General features: G+C 65.8%; 15 protein-coding genes. 5 read left to right on the forward strand and 10 right to left on the reverse strand.

The window, feature by feature from the left end; translation table 11 throughout:
* Together VIR09_RS23845 and VIR09_RS23850 are read left to right on the forward strand one after the other, a co-directional pair.
* Positions 1-1,098, forward strand: a 1,098-nt coding sequence (locus VIR09_RS23845; protein ID WP_332015091.1) for a sulfite oxidase, incomplete at its 5' end; no start/stop codon positions are given.
* Positions 1,095-1,439 (forward strand): cytochrome c, encoded by a 345-nt coding sequence (locus VIR09_RS23850; protein WP_332015092.1) that lies wholly within the window; start codon positions 1,095-1,097, stop codon positions 1,437-1,439. The genes VIR09_RS23845 and VIR09_RS23850, both read left to right, overlap by 4 nt.
* An 18-nt stretch (positions 1,440-1,457) precedes the next feature.
* On the opposite strand, the gene VIR09_RS23855 is transcribed toward VIR09_RS23850, so the two are convergent.
* The 5 genes from VIR09_RS23855 to VIR09_RS23875 form a co-directional block, all read right to left on the reverse strand.
* Positions 1,458-3,887, reverse strand: a complete 2,430-nt coding sequence (locus VIR09_RS23855) for a TonB-dependent receptor (RefSeq protein ID WP_332015093.1) — start codon at positions 3,885-3,887, stop codon at positions 1,458-1,460.
* Positions 3,888-3,986: 99 nt separating this feature from the next.
* A complete protein-coding gene (locus VIR09_RS23860) occupies positions 3,987-5,003 on the reverse strand; it encodes a FecR family protein (RefSeq protein ID WP_332015094.1) in 1,017 nt (338 codons plus the stop codon).
* A gap of 4 nt (positions 5,004-5,007) precedes the next feature.
* Complete coding sequence (locus VIR09_RS23865; protein WP_332015095.1) at positions 5,008-5,640, reverse strand: RNA polymerase sigma factor; 633 nt, start codon at positions 5,638-5,640, stop codon at positions 5,008-5,010.
* Positions 5,641-5,924: 284 nt separating this feature from the next.
* A complete protein-coding gene (locus VIR09_RS23870) occupies positions 5,925-6,221 on the reverse strand; it encodes a hypothetical protein (protein ID WP_332015096.1) in 297 nt (98 codons plus the stop codon).
* Positions 6,222-6,288: 67 nt separating this feature from the next.
* On the reverse strand, positions 6,289-6,873 hold the full coding sequence (locus tag VIR09_RS23875) for a CGNR zinc finger domain-containing protein (protein ID WP_332015097.1): 585 nt from the start codon (positions 6,871-6,873) through the stop codon (positions 6,289-6,291).
* A gap of 103 nt (positions 6,874-6,976) precedes the next feature.
* On the opposite strand from VIR09_RS23875, the gene VIR09_RS23880 reads away from it, so the two are divergent.
* The 3 genes from VIR09_RS23880 to arsH all read left to right on the forward strand — a co-directional run bounded on the left by VIR09_RS23880 (position 6,977) and on the right by arsH (position 9,376).
* Positions 6,977-8,149: an epoxide hydrolase gene (locus VIR09_RS23880; RefSeq protein ID WP_332015098.1), complete on the forward strand. Its 1,173-nt coding sequence runs from the start codon at positions 6,977-6,979 to the stop codon at positions 8,147-8,149.
* Between the two features lie 67 nt (positions 8,150-8,216).
* Entirely contained in the window at positions 8,217-8,543 is a 327-nt protein-coding gene (locus tag VIR09_RS23885) for a metalloregulator ArsR/SmtB family transcription factor (protein WP_332015099.1), read from the forward strand.
* A 122-nt stretch (positions 8,544-8,665) separates the two neighbouring features.
* A complete protein-coding gene (gene arsH, locus VIR09_RS23890; RefSeq protein WP_332015100.1) occupies positions 8,666-9,376 on the forward strand; it encodes an arsenical resistance protein ArsH in 711 nt (236 codons plus the stop codon).
* 9 nt (positions 9,377-9,385) lie between these two features.
* On the opposite strand, the gene VIR09_RS23895 is transcribed toward arsH, so the two are convergent.
* The 5 genes from VIR09_RS23895 to VIR09_RS23915 all read right to left on the reverse strand — a co-directional run.
* Positions 9,386-10,510: a PepSY-associated TM helix domain-containing protein gene (locus VIR09_RS23895; RefSeq protein WP_332015101.1), complete on the reverse strand. Its 1,125-nt coding sequence runs from the start codon at positions 10,508-10,510 to the stop codon at positions 9,386-9,388.
* Positions 10,510-12,594 (reverse strand): TonB-dependent receptor family protein, encoded by a 2,085-nt coding sequence (locus tag VIR09_RS23900; protein WP_414639460.1) that lies wholly within the window; start codon positions 12,592-12,594, stop codon positions 10,510-10,512. Before VIR09_RS23900 ends, VIR09_RS23895 begins: the two co-directional genes overlap by 1 nt.
* Before the next feature lie 410 nt (positions 12,595-13,004).
* A complete protein-coding gene (locus tag VIR09_RS23905; protein ID WP_332015103.1) occupies positions 13,005-13,973 on the reverse strand; it encodes a FecR domain-containing protein in 969 nt (322 codons plus the stop codon).
* Between the two features lie 3 nt (positions 13,974-13,976).
* Entirely contained in the window at positions 13,977-14,477 is a 501-nt protein-coding gene (locus VIR09_RS23910; protein WP_332015104.1) for a sigma-70 family RNA polymerase sigma factor, read from the reverse strand.
* A 157-nt stretch (positions 14,478-14,634) separates the two neighbouring features.
* Positions 14,635-16,419: autotransporter outer membrane beta-barrel domain-containing protein (locus tag VIR09_RS23915; RefSeq protein WP_332015105.1), on the reverse strand; the 1,785-nt coding region annotated here is incomplete at its 5' end.

The following is a 16,419-nucleotide window of genomic DNA, read 5'->3' on the forward strand; positions in this document are numbered from 1 at the left end:
GCCGCCAAACCATTGCCGGCCTATGCGGCGTGGAAGCAGCCCGACGCGATGATCGTGCACAGCGCCAACACCATAGAAACGCGCCGCGAGGCATTCGGCAGCGGAGTGGTGACGCCTTTGCGCCAGCTCTATGTGCGCAACAACCTGCCGCCGCCGGACGAGGCGATCGTGGCCGACCGGGACGCGTGGACCATCGAGATCGCGGGAGTGGCCAGGCCCATGTCCCTGAACGTGGGGCAACTGAAGACCATGGGCCTGCAGACGCTGGCGATGGTCCTGCAGTGCTCGGGCAACGGCCGCGGCTATTTCCCGAACAAGCCCAGCGGCACGCCTTGGCAGGTCGGCGCGGCCGGCTGCGTGATCTGGAGCGGCGTGCCGGTAAGCGTGTTGGTCGAGCATTGCGGCGGATTGGCGGCGGCAGCCGTCTACATGACCGGGACTGGCGGCGAGAAGCTGCCGGACGGCCTGGACCCGAACATGGTCATGGTCGAGCGTTCGGTGCCCAAGGAAGCGATGCGGGATGCGCTCCTGGCGTGGGAACTGAACGGCGAGCCGATTCCGCTGGCCCATGGCGGCCCCTTGCGCCTGATCGTGCCGGGCTACACGGGCGTGAACAGCGTCAAATACATCAAGCGGCTGGCCTTCACTGAAAAGGAAAGCCCGGCCGCGATCCAGCAGACCGGCTACCGCCTGGCGCCGCCGGGCCAGAAGGGCGATCCCAGCCAGCCCTCGGTGTGGGCCATGGGCGTGAAGTCGTGGATCAATACGCCCAATCCGGCCGCTTCCACCCTGAAGGCCGGGCGCGTGGTGGTGCAGGGGGTAGCGTTTGGCGGCACCAACGGCATCAAGCAGGTCGAGGTTTCGACCGACGGCGGCAAGAACTGGCATAAAGCGGAACTGGTCGGCCCGGACCTCGGGCGCTATGCCTGGCGCCAGTTCGCGCTGCCGGTGGAATTGGCGGCCGGCGAACACGTGCTGGTCAGCCGGGCGACCGATACCGACGGCCGGGTGCAGGACGAAGAACGTCCGCAGAATTCCGGCGGCTACATCAACAACGGCTGGCGCGATCACGCCGTGGCCGTGACGGTCAAGGCATGACGGCGAAAGCCCTGGCATTGCCCTGGAAGCTCGCGTTTTGCTCAGCAGTGTTGGGCGCCAGCCTGCATGGCGGCGCGCGGGCGGCCGAACCTGACATGGAAGCGGGCCGCGCCTTGTTCGTCGGCGCGGCGCCAGCCTGTGCGCTTTGCCATACCTTGATTGACGCGCAATCCAGCGGGGCCATCGGCCCCAAGCTCGATGAGATCAAGCCCGATGCCGCGCGCGTGGAGACGGCCATCCGCAACGGCATTGGCCAGATGCCGGCCTATACGACCCTGTCGGACAAGGAGATCGAGACGTTGGCGGCATACGTGGCCAAGGCTAGCGGCGCGCAGCAGTGAGCGGGTCCGTCGTCAGGCCTAGAAATCGACCGAGGCCGACAGCATCACCGACCGCGGCGATCCCAGGCGCAGATACCCTTCGGACGCCGACGACCAGTAGTCCTTGCCGAACACGTTGTTGACGGTCGCCCGCAGGGTGACGGGGTGGTCGAATGCGCGGGTGGCATAGCGCATGCCCAGGTCCCACCGGGTCCAGCCCGGAATGCGGCGGCTGTTCTCCAGGTTCTGGTACTGCCAGCTGGTCGACAGGGCGCGCGCGCTCAAGGTAAGTCCGGGCGCGAACGAGGGATCCCATTCCATGCCGATATTGGCCATCCAGCGCGGCACGCCGACGGCGCTGTTGCCATCGGTTTCCGGCTTGGCGCTGCGGATCATCGTGGGCTGGATGTAGGTGATGCCGCCCAACAGGCGCACGCCGCGCGCCAGTTCGCCGTAGGCATTGAACTCCACGCCGCGGTTGCGCTGTTCGCCGCTCATGTCGTAGCGGGTCACGCCGTCACTGACGGTCGTCAAGCCGGAGGGCTGCTTGATCTGGAACAGGCCGAGCGTGGTGGTGACCGTGCCGAAATCAACCTTTACCCCGGCTTCGATCTGCTTGGTCTTGATGGGCGCGAATATCTCGCCCGCGTTCGAGGTGCCGGCCGGTGCAATGGGGCCCGCGCTCAGGCCTTCTATATAGTTGGCGTACAGCGAGACATCGGTCCAAGGCTTGACCACCAGGCCGAAGGCCGGCGTGACGGCTGATTTGTCATAGCTGGAAGTCACCTGGCCGGTGGTGTAGCTGTAGTTCGTCGCCTTCACCGTCTGGTAGCGCAAGCCGGCGGTGAATTGGACCCGGCCATCGGCAAAGGAAAGGGTGTCCGCCAGCGCGACGGTCGGGAGCTTCAGCAGGGAAGTGCGCGGCGGCGAACTCGACAGTCCATCGATCGACGGCTTGGGGATCTCCGCCGGATCGTACAGGTTGGATGGCGACATGCCGAAGATGTAGTAGTCGTAATAGCCGGCGCGTTGCTCGAAGGTGGAATAGCTCAGGCTGACTTCGTGCTTGACCGGGCCGGTATTGAAATCGCCGCGCGCGCCCCAGACCGTGGAGACATTCTGTTCATAGCTGGGCCAGTAGTACGGGCGCATCAGGAGTTCACCGTTCTGGCCGACCACGATGGGGTCGGCATACAGGTAGCGGTTGTTGCTGCGCCGGTAGCCCACGCCGCCGAATACGGTCAGGTGCGGGCTGAGGTCGTACTCGGCGCGCAGCACGCCGTAGTTGTCGCGTGACTTGGCATAGCCCCAGTCGGGCGAATAACCCTTGGACGCATCGGGCGCGCGCGGCACCGGCAGGCTGTCGCCGAAGATCAGCACGCCGGAATCGCCCGGCGCGTCGATGTTGTTGGTCTGATGGCCGGCATCCAGCGAAACACGCAAGCGCTCGCCGCGATAGTCCAGGCCGACGACCGCGACGCCCAGCTGGTTCGATTGATTCCGGACCGCGGTATCGCCGTCCCGGTACGAACCATTGAAGCGGATGCCGAACTCGTTGTTCTCGCCGAAGCGCCTGCCGATGTCGACCATGCCGCCAAAACGGGCATCGGACTGGTAAATCGCGGTCAGGCGGGTCAGCGGATCATCGCCGGCGCGCTTGGCGACGACGTTGATGCCGCCGCCCACGCTGCCCCGCGGGCTCATGCCGTTCAGCAGGGCAGTGGGACCCTTGAGCACTTCCACGCGCTCGACGCCGTCCAGCGCGATGGTGCGCAGCGGCAGCATGCCGTACAAGCCGTTGAAGGACACATCCTGGTTGCGCACCGGAAAACCGCGGATCTGGAATTCGTCGCCGGTGCCGGCCACCGAGCCCTGGCCATCGTTGACCGTGCGCACCGAAGCGTCGTTCGCCAACACGTCGGCGATGGAGTTGGCCTGCTGGTTCTGGATCAGTTCCGAGGTGTAGCTGGCGATATTGAACGGCGTGTCCATCACGTCGCGTTCGCCCAGCAGGCCGACGCGGCCGCCGCGGGCGACCTGGCCGCCGGCGTAGGGCTCGGGCAATTGCGAGTTTCCGGTCACCAGTACCGGCGCCAATGTGGTGACGGCCGCAGCTTGAGCCGTCACCGCGTATCCGCCGCCTGGCGTGGCCGCGCTGGACAATCCGGATCCCTGCAGCAGCCGCGACAGCGCTTCCCGCACCGTCATGCGGCCGGATACGGCCGGCGCCTGATGCGCGGCGATTTGGGCGCCGCCCGCCATGATGGGCGTGCTGGTCTGGCGCGACAGCATGTTGAGCGCCGTGCTCAATGGCTGCGCAGGCAGGTCGATGCCATAGAGCTGTTCCGACTGGGCCTGAGCCTGGGCTGGCGCGGGCACTGTGGCCAGCGGCAGGCCAAGTACGCCCGACAGCGCCAGGCCCAGCGCGGAACGGCCCAGGAACGGCCGGCAAATACCGGATTGGTGCATTTCAACTCCGTCTATCGAGAAAATCGCCGCCCGGTGGCGGTCCTATCGATACAGAAGACGGATGAGACGCGTAAACGGAGACACCTGATTGGAAAAAAATCAGCGCAGCCGCAATACGACATCGCCGTTAGCCTGCGATTCCGCGCGCAGCGGCAGGATCGCTTCGAGGAGAGCCGCCGCATTGCCGGCGTCGGCGCTGCGAAAGCGACCGGTCAGGCGCAGGGCGTTGACCCTCGGGTCGGCGGCCGTCAGCGGCAGCGTGCGAAAGGCGTTGATGGCCGGCAGGGCTTCGTCCAGGCGCTGGTTGTCGAACCACAGCCAGCCGTTGCGCCAGGCCGCGATGCTGTCCGGATCGATGCGCCGGACAGCATCGACTTCGCCGTTGCGCCAGCTGACGGCGGTGTGGGCGTACAAATCCAGCGGAGGGCCGCCGCGCGCCAAGGTGTACCAGCGGGCGTCGCGTGGAGCAGGGCGGAAGCGCACATGGCCTTCCTCCACGGCCAGGGACACGACGCCGCCGCGGTCGCTCACGGTGAACACGGTACCCACGACTTCGATCTCGCCCCCGCGGGTGCGGACCCGGAACGGCCGGCTGGCGTCGGGGGCTACCGTGAACAGCGCCTCGCCGTGGCTGAGTTCGACCACGCGTTCGTGGCGGTACAGGCTGACGACAAGACGCGTGCCAGCGGCGAGGTCGATCCGCGTTCCCAAGCCGCCGCCGTCCGCTTGGTCGGGCACCTGCGCCCGGGACAACTGGCTGGAACCGGTTTCATAGGACGCCTGGTATAGCGGCCGCCGCCAGTACCAGCCCGCGCCGAGCATGGCCGTACAGGCGCCTGCGGCCGCCCAGCCAAGCAGCGCGCGGCGCGACAGTCTGTGATCACCGGCGGTGGCGATGTCCTGGTCGAACCGTGCGCGCATGTCAGGCGCTACGGCGCCAAGCAGCTGCCAGCGCCGCATGGCCTCGAGATAAGCGGCCTCGTGCTGCGGCGTGCGGGCGCGCCATGTGGTCAGCCGGGAGACTGCCTGGCGCGCGCCGCGCTCGGTGGCGATTTCAGCGGTGGCGATCAGGGTGAGCGCCTGGTCGATCAGCGTCTCGTCGGGGGCTAGCTGCATGGCGTCAGTTGCCGCCGTCCGCGGTTGGCCCGCAACCAGGTTCCGGGCGGCCGATGGCCGAATCGGAGTCCAAGTACAGATTGCGCAAGGCGTGGGAACAATCCAGCGTCGCGCGCACCAGATGCTTGGCGACCGCGGCCTCCGTGATGCCCAGCTGTTGCGCGATCTCGGCGCGGCTGTGGCCATAGGCCCGGAACAGCAGGAAAACCTGCATCCGCCGCGCGGGCAGGGACGCCAGCACCGCCGCCACGCGCTCGACCATCTGCCGCTGCGACACGACTTGCTCGGCGGACGGCGCCATTGCTTCGGCTTCCAACGGCCCATGCAGGGCCAGCCAGTTCTGCGAGACCTTGCGGCGACGCGCCTCGTCGATGCAGAGGTTGTGGGCGACGCGGAACAGCAGGCCGCGCAGTGATTCGATCGCCGGGCCGTTCTTGTGGGCGTTGTTCAGGCCATTGGCGTAAACGCGTTCGAAGCTTGCCTGGGCGATGTCGGCGGCGTCATCCGGATTGCGCAATTGATAGTTGAGATGCCGCTGCAGGTCGCGGTAGTGGTTGAGCAATTCGTCGACGAATCCGCGTACCGTCGTGGTTGAGCCGGACCGTTTGACGGAACGAATTGGGGAGGATGCGGACATCGGGACTGGGAAAATGCGGCTCCGACCGGCGGAGCACGATCATGGGATTTTCAATAATGATTCCCATTATTGATACTTGAGGGCTCCCATGCAAGCAATGGTTTGCCCTGATCCAATATACGCATAATGTGTATTATGTAAAGTAATAAATAGACGATCTACCCAGCGCGCCGGCATCCAGCGCTGATTCTGGCCTCTCCTGAATGTTCCGTGCTCCGCAAACCGCCGGTTGCGCCGCTGATCTAGCTGCCCGGCCCCGCCGACTTTGCCAGAACTCAGCCCGGTTAGAACTTGTACAAGGCGTACGCAAGAAAGCCCACACCCAGCACAAGATGGATGGCGATCCCATCGCGCCCTTGCAGGATCGACGCGGGCTGCCTGGTGCGTACCAGGCTGGCGATCAGACCGGAATGCACTAGCAATATGCCGACAGGCCATAGCGACAGGTACAGCAGCACGCCGAGGGGGTCGGGGCCATAGCCGTCGCCGTAACGCGGCGCTTCATAGACCGCGACCGTGATCGCCCAGGCGGCAAGCGCCAGCACGCTCAAGACGAAACTGATCCGGTAATAGAGAAACAAGGCGGGTGGCTCCTGATCGACAGCGCGGATTGCGCAATCTTATAGAAATGTACAGTGGCTCTCTCCCCTACTCTCTGGGTCCTGCCGGATCGGCTTTTTTGCTCTGGTTGGCTTGAAACCGGGCCTTCTTCTGACGATTCCCGCACGTGTTCATGTCGCACCACCTGCGGGAGCGGCTCTGGCTGGTGTCGAAAAACGCGGCCTGGCAGCTTGGCGATGCGCACAAGGCCAGCTTTCCGTCTCGCTCGCCTGCGACGATGCTGATCGCGTCGGCGGCGATGACGCCCAGGGCGTCTTCCACGCGGGCTGACGAGCCCAGCCGCCATTGCCGCCTGCCTTCGGATGTCAGGATCGCGGCGGCCATACCCTGGACGCTGCAGGCATTGATGACTTTGACGGCGGACGCAGGCAGTGCATCTCCTACCGCGGCCGCGCTCGCGGCGGCGTGGATCGCTTCCCTTAGCTGCCAGGCAAGATCGAGCTGGGCGGCGGTGCAGGACCTCACGGCCAGGCCGTTCACCGCCAGCCAATCCAGAAGCCGGCGCGGCGTGGGAATGCGCTCCACGGGATGGCCCCGGCGTTCCGTCAGGGTCCCGGTGAAGCTCGTCGCCAGCACGCTACCCAGGCGGAAATCAGGAAAATCGGTAGGCATGGTATCCCCCAGGCCGGTTGACGGTGAATTTAGCGGCATGTTAGAACCATCTAAGCCGGTTCGCAATGGCTCGTAGTTCAAACCACGACGACCAGGAGATCGCATGCCTCATTCAGACAATGACATACACGTATTTGAAGCCCGCGCCACCGACGCGGATCTCGATGATCTGCGCGCCCGGCTGGCCGCTGCGCGGTTGCCGGAGGCCGAAACCGTTCAAGGCGCGGCGCCCGGCGCCGGCCGCTGGGCGCAAGGCGTTCCGTTGTCCGACCTGATCAGTGTGGTGGACTACTGGCGTACCGAGTACGACTGGCGCTCGTTCGAGGAGCGCCTGAATCGGATCGGGCAGTTCCGCACTGTCATCGATGGCCTGGGCATCCACTTCCTGCATCGCCGGTCCCGGCGCGCGGACGCCACTCCTCTGATCCTGACGCATGGTTGGCCGGGCAGCATTGTTGAATTCATCGATATCGCGGACGAACTGGCAAATCCGAAGGACGCCGGCGCGCCGGCGTTTCATGTGGTGGCGCCGTCGCTGCCTGGATTCGGCTACAGCGACAAGCCGGCGGCTACGGGTTGGGGAACCGAGAAGATCGCGGCTGCCTGGGTGGAACTGATGGCAAGGCTGGGCTATGACAGGTTCCTGGCCCACGGCGGCGACTGGGGAGGCGTGATTACCGCGATCCTCGGCGGCAGGTTTCCGGCTCGGGTCATGGGCATCCACACCACGCTGGCACAGGCCCCGCCAGGGTTATCGACTGACGGGCTGACGGCCGCCGAGCGCAAATGGGCCGAGGACACCCGCGACTTCTGGCGCTACCGCGCTGCCTACGCGAAACAGCAGGCGACGCGGCCGCAGACGATAGGCTACGCGCTGGTCGACTCGCCGGTCGGGCAACTGGCCTGGATCCTGGACAAATTCGCAGAGTGGACGGATAGCGTAGACAGCCCGTTCGAGCGGATTTCGCGGGATCGCATTCTGGACAACGTCACGCTGTATTGGTTGACGCGGACCGGCGCATCGTCGGCCCGCATCTACTACGAAAGCCACGACTCGTTGGACCCCGAGTTGCGGGTAGACGTGCCGTCGGCCATCAGCATCTATCCCCGCGACATCGAAAAATGTCCGCGTCCCTGGGCGCAGCAGCGGTATCGGCGGATCGTCCGGTGGCAGACACCCGGCATCGGCGGGCATTTCCCGTCGCTGGAAGTGCCCGAGGATTTCCTCAAGGATCTGCAGACGGGCCTTGCGGCCGTGCTGGCCGCCAATCGGTGAGACGCGCCCGGCGGCTATCGGCAAGCAGGCATCTCAATAATTCGATAATCGTTGTATGATTGAATTAATGAATGAAGATCAAGCCGTCTCCGCCCTCAGTGCCTTGGCTCATGCTCAACGGCTGCGCGTGTTTCGCGCCCTCGTCGTCATAGGCCTTGATGGCCTCACGCCCAGCGTCATGGCCGACCAGCTCGGCATCGCCCGCAACACGCTGTCCTTCCACCTGAAGGAACTGGCGCACGCCGGCCTGGTCACCGTCGAACAACAGGGCCGCAACCTGATCTACCGCGCCGACTTCTCTCATATGAACGAGCTGCTGGGCTATCTCACCGAACACTGCTGCCAGAACGTTCCCTGCGAGGTGTCTGATCCGGGAGCCCGCACAGCCTGCTGAGCAGCCTGCTGTCCGTCACCCACCGGTATCGAGGGACGCCTGGTCGCAGCACCGGGTCGAACAGCACAGGCGCGGCATCGGCCTTCCGCCTGGCTGGAAGCGCACATCAAACGAGGCATTTCATGAGTTTCTTACCCAATATTGATTCATCATCGTTCGGGCAACCGGACGCCGTCAGACTGTTCTCGCCCGCGCGGGCCACGCATGCGCCGCGCTTCCTGGTTCTGTATGGTTCGCTGCGCGAGCGCTCCTATAGCCGCCTGGTCGCGGAAGAAGCTGCACGCCTGCTTCAGGCCTTGGGTGGCGAAACCCGGTTGTTCGATCCTTCCGGCTTGCCGCTGGTCGATGACGCCGGCGAGGACCATCCCAAGGTCCGAGAGCTTCGCGAGCTGGCTCAATGGGCCGAGGGCATGGTGTGGAGCTCACCCGAGCGTCATGGGGCGATGACCGGGTTGATGAAGACGCAGATTGACTGGATTCCCCTGTCGGTGGGCGCCGTGCGTCCAACCCAAGGAAAGACGCTTGCGGTGATGCAGGTTTCAGGAGGATCGCAGTCGTTCAACGCCGTGAACCAGATGCGGGTTCTGGGACGTTGGATGCGCATGCTGACTATCCCGAATCAATCGTCCGTAGCCAAGGCATACCAGGAGTTCGACGAGGCGGGACGCATGAAGCCCTCCCCTTACTACGATCGCATCGTCGACGTCGTGGAGGAGTTGATGAAGTTCACTCTGCTTACCCGGGATGCGGCGCCCTACCTCGTGGATCGCTACAGCGAACGCAAGGAAACTGCCGCGGCGTTGTCGAGCCGAATGAAGCAAAGCTCCATTTAGATGACGGCATCAGGATTGTTGAATACCCGGCCGTCCAGGCCTGGGCGGGGCATGCCGTTTCAACGACCGCCTGCGCCACCAGAGCCAGATCCCGCTGATGCCCAATGTTCCCAGGCCCAGGCCCAGCAATGCCACGACCGTTTCGCCCGCAATGCCACCCAACTCTCCCGTGTGCAACGGATAAAGCACCGAGTTGATCCGCGCGCCCGGATCCAGTTCGTTCCAGCGCTGCGCGGCCAGCACTTTGCCGTCGCGCGGGTCGAGCCAGACGGTGGACCGTCCGTTGGGATGCGGATCGTCCGGCACGATCATGCGGATGGCCAAGGGCTTGTCGGTGCGCGGGGTGTAAAGAAAATAGCCTATCGAGCCGTCCGGAAATGCCGCCTGGGCGGCGGCGGCCAGTTCGTCCAGGGACCGAGGCTGGATGAAGCCCGCGGGCCGCGCCGGCAGCTTGGGCGCGATGACCGGGGCCTGGCCGCTGGCCAGCGTGATCCAGCCGCCTATCGGACGCCAGGCCATGTAGGCGCCGCTGGCCATGCACACGGCTAGTGCCAGCGCCAGGATGGCGCCGCCGTTGCGGTGCAGGTCGAACAAGGCGCGCAATGCGCCCTTGTCGAATGCCATGCGCAAGGACGGCGGCCATTTGCGCGGCCACCAGACGATCAGACCAGATATCGCCAGGACCAGATAGGCCAGCGCCGTCCAGGCCAGTATGGCTTTGCCGGTCTGTTCCAGCATCAGGGCGCTGTGCAGCTTATAGACCAGGGCGACGATGCCCTCGTCCTCTCCCCTTCTGCCCTGCTCCCGGCCGCCGGCCGGATCCAGGTAGACCGTGCCGTCCCAGGCGCCCACCACCCTCACCCTGACCTGCATGGTTTCGCCCGGTTCGCGCGGCGGGCGGAAGGTGTAGGAAGCTTGCGGGCCGAACTCGGCGGCTAGATGGTGGCGCAAGGATTCGAATGATGCCGCGGGCCCGGCGCCTGCGTTGCCGGCCCGGAAGAACTCCGGATGCAGCAGCTTGTCCAGCGGCCGCGCGGCCACCAGGAAGGCGCCGGTCAGCCCGGACAGGATCAGGATCCCACCCAGGCCCAGCGCCACCCAGCGATGGCAGAGCAACCAGATGCGCCTGGGCATCAGTAAGCCAGGCGCGCCTGCAGGTAGACCATGCGCGGCGCGCCGACCATGCGGCCGCCGTTGGTGTCGACGTTGCGGGTGTAGTAGCGGCGGTCAAACAGATTGTTCACGCCGACCGCCAGCTCGCTGCCCTTCCATTGCGGCAGCTTGTAGCTGAGTTGCGTATTCCAGACGCTGAAGCCCGGCACTCGCCCATCGCTCGCGTCGGCGTTCTCGTCCTCGGTGTTGGCGGTGTCCGAATATTGGCCGCTCTGCGCCGTGGTGTAGAGGTTGAAGGTCCAGTTGTTGCGGGTGTAGCGCCCGCCCAGCGTGCCGGTCTGGCGTGAATAGAACGGCACGTCCTTGCCTTCGAACTCGCCGGATTTCTGGATGGCGCGCACGTAGGTGTAATTGGCGTAGAGGTTCAGGCCGGCGAGCGGTCCGGACTTGTCGAAGTCGTAGTCGATGGCGAATTCGACGCCATTGTGGGTGGTTGCACCCAGATTGCGGAACACGGCCGGATTGGTGCCGGGGATCGACAGGATCTGGTTGTCGAAGCGCAGGTCGAAGACCGTGAATTCGGTGTGGGTCTGCTCGCCCGAGTAGCGCAGGCCGGCTTCGATGGTCTTGGCGACTTCGGGGCTCAACGGATTGGACGCCGACATCGAATTCAGCTGCGTGTACTGCACCGCGCCGAACGAGGTGTTGTAGTTGGTGTAGAGCGTCAACGCGTCGTCGACCAGATAGGCGACGTTCAGCGACGGCAGCCCGCGGCTGTTGCGCAGGTCGAACGGCGTGTCGTTGGCGGTGCCGCTGGGCTGGCGGTTGGTGCGGATGTGCTCGTAGCGCACGCCGGGCGTCACGCGCCATTGGCCGAAGGCGATGCGGTCGTCCAGGTAGATGGAGTGCGCTTCGGTCTCGTTGTCAAAGACCTGGGCGACGCCGACCCGCTGGCCCGTGGCCAGGGATTCCGAATAGCGTCGGTCCTGGCCGGTTTCGTGGATGTAGCGATAGCCGATGGTCACGTCGTGCGTGGTCGGGCCCCATTCCAGGCGCTGCGTGTAGCGCGGCTCTATGCCCAGCACCTGGTTGTTGCGCGGCTGGTAGTCGTTGCGTCCCGCGGTGGTGTTGATCAGCGAACTCTGGCGCGAGCTGTCGTAGTGATAGACGCGGGCCTCGAACTCCTGCGTGTCGGAGATGGAGTTCAGGTAGCCGATGTCGACCTGGTCGCGCTGGCCTTTCCAGTAGTCGGTCGGATGGGTGTTCTGGAACGGGTCATCGCGGTACTGCGCCACGGTCAAGCCGCCCGGCGTCATGGACTTGACGTCGTAATGGGCGAACTTGCCGTAGATTTCCGAGGTCGGGGTCAGCTCGTAACGCCATTTCAACGCCACGTCGTTGTAGCGGTCGTGGCTGGCATCGCGCCATTGTTCGCCGTCCATGCCGGAGTACATCAGCGCCACGCCCAGTCCGTTTTCGAACTGCGTGCCCATGAAGCCGGTGTACTGGGTATTGGTGCCGCCCTGGCTGAAAACGTTGTAGCGGGCGGAGGCCTCGGCGGCGAGTCCGGGGGTAGTCGGAATCGAGCGGGTCTTGAAGTTGATCACGCCGCCCACGTTCTGCGGGCCATAGCGCACTGCCCCGCCGCCGCGCACCACGTCGATGGCTTCGATGTTGCCCAGGCTGGTCGGCGACATCACCAGGTTCGGCTGGCCGTAAGGGGCCATGGCCATGGGGATGCCGTCCAGCAGCATGGTGGTGCGGAACGAATTGCGCGGGTTCAGGCCGCGGATGCCGACATGCAGGCCCACCGAACTGCCGCTGGCGCTGGTGCTGCCGCTGATCTGCACGCCCGGCACGCGCCGCAGCACGTCGGCGACGCTGGTGGCGCCGCTGTTCTGGATCTCGTCGCGCTTGACGAGTGTGCGGGCGCCGCCGAAGGTCTGCACGCTGTTCTCCAGGCCGGTGCCCAGCCAGTCGCCACTGACCTGGATCGACTCCAGCGTGTTGGCGTTGCCGGGAGGCGCGCTGCCGGCCGCCGCAGCCTTGGCGGCGGAGGCCGCCGCCCGCACCACATAGCCCTGGCCGCCCTGCTCCACCGCCATGAGGCCGGTGCCGGCCAACAGCCTTGCCAGCCCGGACTCCACGCCGTAGCTGCCGTCCAGGCCCTGGGTCCGCAGCCCGCCCGTGTCCTCCGGCCGGAAGGACACCGTGATGCCGCCCGCCTTGGCGAAGGCGGAAAGCGCCTGGTCCAAGGGGCCTGCCGGGATGTGATAGTCGTGCACGGCGGTTGGCGCGGCGCTTTGGGCTGCCGCGGGCGGCGCCGCTGCAAAAGCGGCCGCCAGGCTCAGCGTCAATCCGGCTAGCCGCAGGACGCGGGTTTGGGTTTGGTGTTCGACTGCCACTTGGTCACATCCCTACAGGTCATCAATGCGCGGTATGCCGGATGAGCCCGGAGGAAAGGGACAAGCGTGGCGTGGCAAAGTTGTAAATAAATGAAACGCGGACGGCCGCCTCAGCGCGTCAGCGTGACCCAGTAAGAGGTGCGCGCCACGACGCGCAGATCCAGCGTGTTGGCCACGATGGCGAGTAGCGCGTCGGTGTCTTGCAGGCGGAACACGCCGGACACCCGCAGGCCACCCACAGCCGGATCGCAGCGCACCACGCCGCGCCGATAGCGCGATACCTCGGCCAGCAGCGCGTCCAGGCGCATGTTGTCGGCTTCGATGACGCCGCGCATCCACCCGGGCGACTCCGACCCGGCGGGCGCGCTGGACAGGAAGGCGTTGGCGGTGAAGCGCAGCGATTCTCCAGCCTTGACGATCCGCTCCGGGCTCCCATTCCTGAGGTTCACGGCGACGCGGTGCTCCAGCACAGTCAGTTCGGTCAGGGCGTCGCCGTCGTCCAATTGCCGGACCACAAAGCGGGTGCCCAGGGCGCGCAAGCGGCCCTGGGGCGTCTCGACGATGAAGGGGCGTGCCCTGCCCGTCCGGTCGGGGGCCGTGCGCACATAGACTTCGCCGCCGCGCAGGTGCAGCAGGCGCGTCTCGTCGGAGTAGCGCACATCCATGGCCGTATCGGTATTCAGATGGACCTGGCTACCGTCGGCCAGGACCAGGTCGTGGCTTTCGCCCACGGCCGTGTGATACGCGCCTGCCGGCTGGGCAGTCAGGCGATAGGCCAGCAAGGCGGCGGGTGGCAGCGTCAGCCCCAGGGCCGCCAGTGTGCGCAGCACCGTGCGCCGGCTGACCTGCGGCGGGCGCGTCAGCAGCGGCACGCCGAGCGAGGCTGGCACCGCGCCGAACTGCTGCATCAGATGTTGGGCCCGCTGCCAGGCGAGTTCGCGCTCGGGATTGCCGTGGCGCCAGCGTTCGAAGGCGGCATGATCCGCCGGTCCGGCCTCGCCGGAGTGCAGGCGCACCAGCCAGCGGGCGGCTTCCCGAATGACCGAGGCATCGATCGGCTTGGATCCCATGGCGTCCATTTGTCAGGAGTCCAGCATGGTCAGGCAGATTTCGAAGCCTTGGGCCATGTAGCGCTTTACCGTGCGGTCGCTCAGGCCGGTGCGGGCGGCGATCTCGACGTAGGTGAGGCCTTCCAGTTGCGACAGGACGAACACCTCGCGCGCCTGCGGCGCAAGGTTGGCGAGCATGCTGTCCAGCTGTTGCAGCGCTTGCCGCACGCCCAGCAGCATGTCGGGCGAAGCCTCCAATTCGGGAGGCAGCGCGGCCATGGCTTCGAGCCAGGCGCGTTCCAGCGAGCGGCGGCGCCAGTGATCGTTGAGCAGGCCCCGGGCGATGGTCGTCAGGTAGGCCCGGGGCTGGCGCAGCGTGCGGACTTCTTCGGGATTGCGCAGCACGCGCAGAAAGGTGTCGTGGGCGAAGTCCGATGCCTCGTCACCATGGCCGAGGCGATGCCGCCACCACTGGCAGAGCCATTCGTAGTGGTTTTCGCACAGAAGCTGGAGCGGCTGGAGGGGCTTGGACATGCTCGAACGCCGCGACAGGCGGCGCGACGACACGGAAAAACGGTCCGCCCAGACCAAAGCGCCGGCGGCCGTGGCCTAAATGATACCAAGAACCGTTCGCAGTATCGAGCCGGCGGCAGCGGGCACTCCAGCTCTTGAAGCTTGCCGCCGCAAGCGCTCAGAATGGCACCATCACCTTCAAGGTGCCCCGGTGGCTCTGTATGTGGGACGAAAAGTCACCGTCATACTGCAGCCGGAAGTCGATGCCGCCCGCGTTCGACACCTGCAGGCCTGCGCCGATGCGGCCGACGACGTCGTCCATGGGCACCGAGGTCTCGAAGGCGCCCGAGCCCGCGGGCGCGCCCTGCAATTGCGCCTTGACCGTGTATTCGTCCTTGGACAGGAACGACACGCCGCCATACATGTAGGGGCGCATGGTCGCGCCGTTCTTCAGGGCGACCTTGCCGCCGAACTCCAACGTCGGCGATAAGGCCATGACGAACTGGTTGCTGCTCTCCAGGTCCAGATGCAGGGCATTGCGGGATTCGCTGTAGCTGGGCATGTGCGTATAGAACGCGTCCAGGTCCACATAGGGCTTCAGATAGACGCGTTCCGTGGCGAAGGTGCGCGCGATACGCAGGCGCAGCGCCGCGCCATAGACGTCCAGATCCGAGTTCGCGGTGCTCTGCAGGCCGGGGATACGGATGCTGCGGTCGACCTCGTATTGGCCATAGCCGCCGCCCAGCGCGGCGGATAGGGTCCATGGCCCGGTTTCGCGCTTGATGACCATGCCGGCATAGCCGCTGTCGCCCTTGCCGCTGACCCGTCCATCATCGCCGCGGATATGGCTGTTCTCGTACGCCGCGGAGCCGCCCAGGAACCAGCCCGGGCTGACTTGCCGTTGGCCGCCGATCTGGTAGGTCACGCCATCGAACGAAAAGCCCGACACGCCGCCATCGGCGTCCTGGTTGGTATTGCGGCCGGACACCTGACCCCACAGGCAATCCTGTTCGCCGGTCAACGCGTCGCCGCCCTGGAACGTCGGGCACGACATCATCGCGCCGGTAAAGCGGGCCATGCCGGCCTGCATTTGCGCGGCGGGAGCCACGGTCACCCCGGGCGACAGGTCGGACACTTGATCCGAATAGGTCTGCGGACCGGCGCGCGAGGCCATGTCCAGGGTCGCGAACAAGGTCGCCATGTCGAGGTTGCCGCCCAGGTCCCAGGCGCTTTGCAGATGCCCGGCGACCGAACGCTGGTTGGCGGCCAATTGCATGGACGGCGCCGCGAAATCGGCCCCTACTGCCCGCACCCGCAGGTCCTTGCCATTGAGCCTGGCGTCGTAGTCGATCACCGGACTGTCCTTGGCGTTGGGGCTGCCCTGGATACCGCCTTCCAGCGTGGCCACGGTGACCTCGTAATCCGGCAGCAGCGTGTATGGCTGCACGTTCACCTTGCCGTCCAGACGGGTATCGCCACGCACCTCCATGCGCGGCGACTTGAGGTTGGCGAAGTCCACGTCCGCTTGCAGAAGGCCGCCGGATTGCAGATTGAAGTTGCCCGACACCGTCAACGTGTCGAACGCGCCGGGCCTGCCTATGACGACCAGGCCCGCATTATCGATGTTGGCCTGATAGCGCGTGGCGTCGCTCAAGGTGCCGGTCTGCGCGTTCCAGATGTTGCAAGCGACGCCGCCGGCGCCGCCACCGCATTCGACGTTGCCCAGGATGGTGCCGGCGTTATTGACCGCAAGGCTGGCGCTGGCCGCATTGCCAACGAATAGCGTGGCGCTGCTTTCCTGCAAGGCGGCGCCATCGTAGCGCACGGCGCTGCCGCCGGATCCCGCCGTGATCGAGCCGGCTTGCCCGACGGTCAAGACGTTCTGGTTGTTGCCCGCGATCCATACGCCGTAGGCGCCGGAGCCGGTGCCGCCGCTGACCGAGCCGTTGACGGTCACGGCGAC

It is taken from the genome of Achromobacter sp., from assembly GCF_036567245.1.
Classification (GTDB): Bacteria; Pseudomonadota; Gammaproteobacteria; order Burkholderiales; family Burkholderiaceae_B; genus Achromobacter.

Bases quoted from the DNA above. Each gene is read 5' to 3' on its own strand.
- VIR09_RS23850 (WP_332015092.1), top strand. From the start codon at position 1,095: ATGACGGCGAAAGCCCTGGCATTGCCCTGGAAGCTCGCGTTTTGCTCA.
- VIR09_RS23880 (WP_332015098.1), top strand. From the start codon at position 6,977: ATGCCTCATTCAGACAATGACATACACGTATTTGAAGCCCGCGCCACC.
- VIR09_RS23885 (WP_332015099.1), top strand. From the start codon at position 8,217: ATGAATGAAGATCAAGCCGTCTCCGCCCTCAGTGCCTTGGCTCATGCT.
- VIR09_RS23875 (WP_332015097.1), bottom strand. From the start codon at position 6,873: ATGCCTACCGATTTTCCTGATTTCCGCCTGGGTAGCGTGCTGGCGACG.
- VIR09_RS23895 (WP_332015101.1), bottom strand. From the start codon at position 10,510: ATGCCCAGGCGCATCTGGTTGCTCTGCCATCGCTGGGTGGCGCTGGGC.
- VIR09_RS23905 (WP_332015103.1), bottom strand. From the start codon at position 13,973: ATGGACGCCATGGGATCCAAGCCGATCGATGCCTCGGTCATTCGGGAA.
- VIR09_RS23860 (WP_332015094.1), bottom strand. From the start codon at position 5,003: ATGCAGCTAGCCCCCGACGAGACGCTGATCGACCAGGCGCTCACCCTG.
- VIR09_RS23900 (WP_414639460.1), bottom strand. From the start codon at position 12,594: ATGGCGGTGGAGCAGGGCGGCCAGGGCTATGTGGTGCGGGCGGCGGCC.
- VIR09_RS23865 (WP_332015095.1), bottom strand. From the start codon at position 5,640: ATGTCCGCATCCTCCCCAATTCGTTCCGTCAAACGGTCCGGCTCAACC.
- VIR09_RS23910 (WP_332015104.1), bottom strand. From the start codon at position 14,477: ATGTCCAAGCCCCTCCAGCCGCTCCAGCTTCTGTGCGAAAACCACTAC.
- VIR09_RS23855 (WP_332015093.1), bottom strand. From the start codon at position 3,887: ATGCACCAATCCGGTATTTGCCGGCCGTTCCTGGGCCGTTCCGCGCTG.
- arsH (WP_332015100.1), top strand. From the start codon at position 8,666: ATGAGTTTCTTACCCAATATTGATTCATCATCGTTCGGGCAACCGGAC.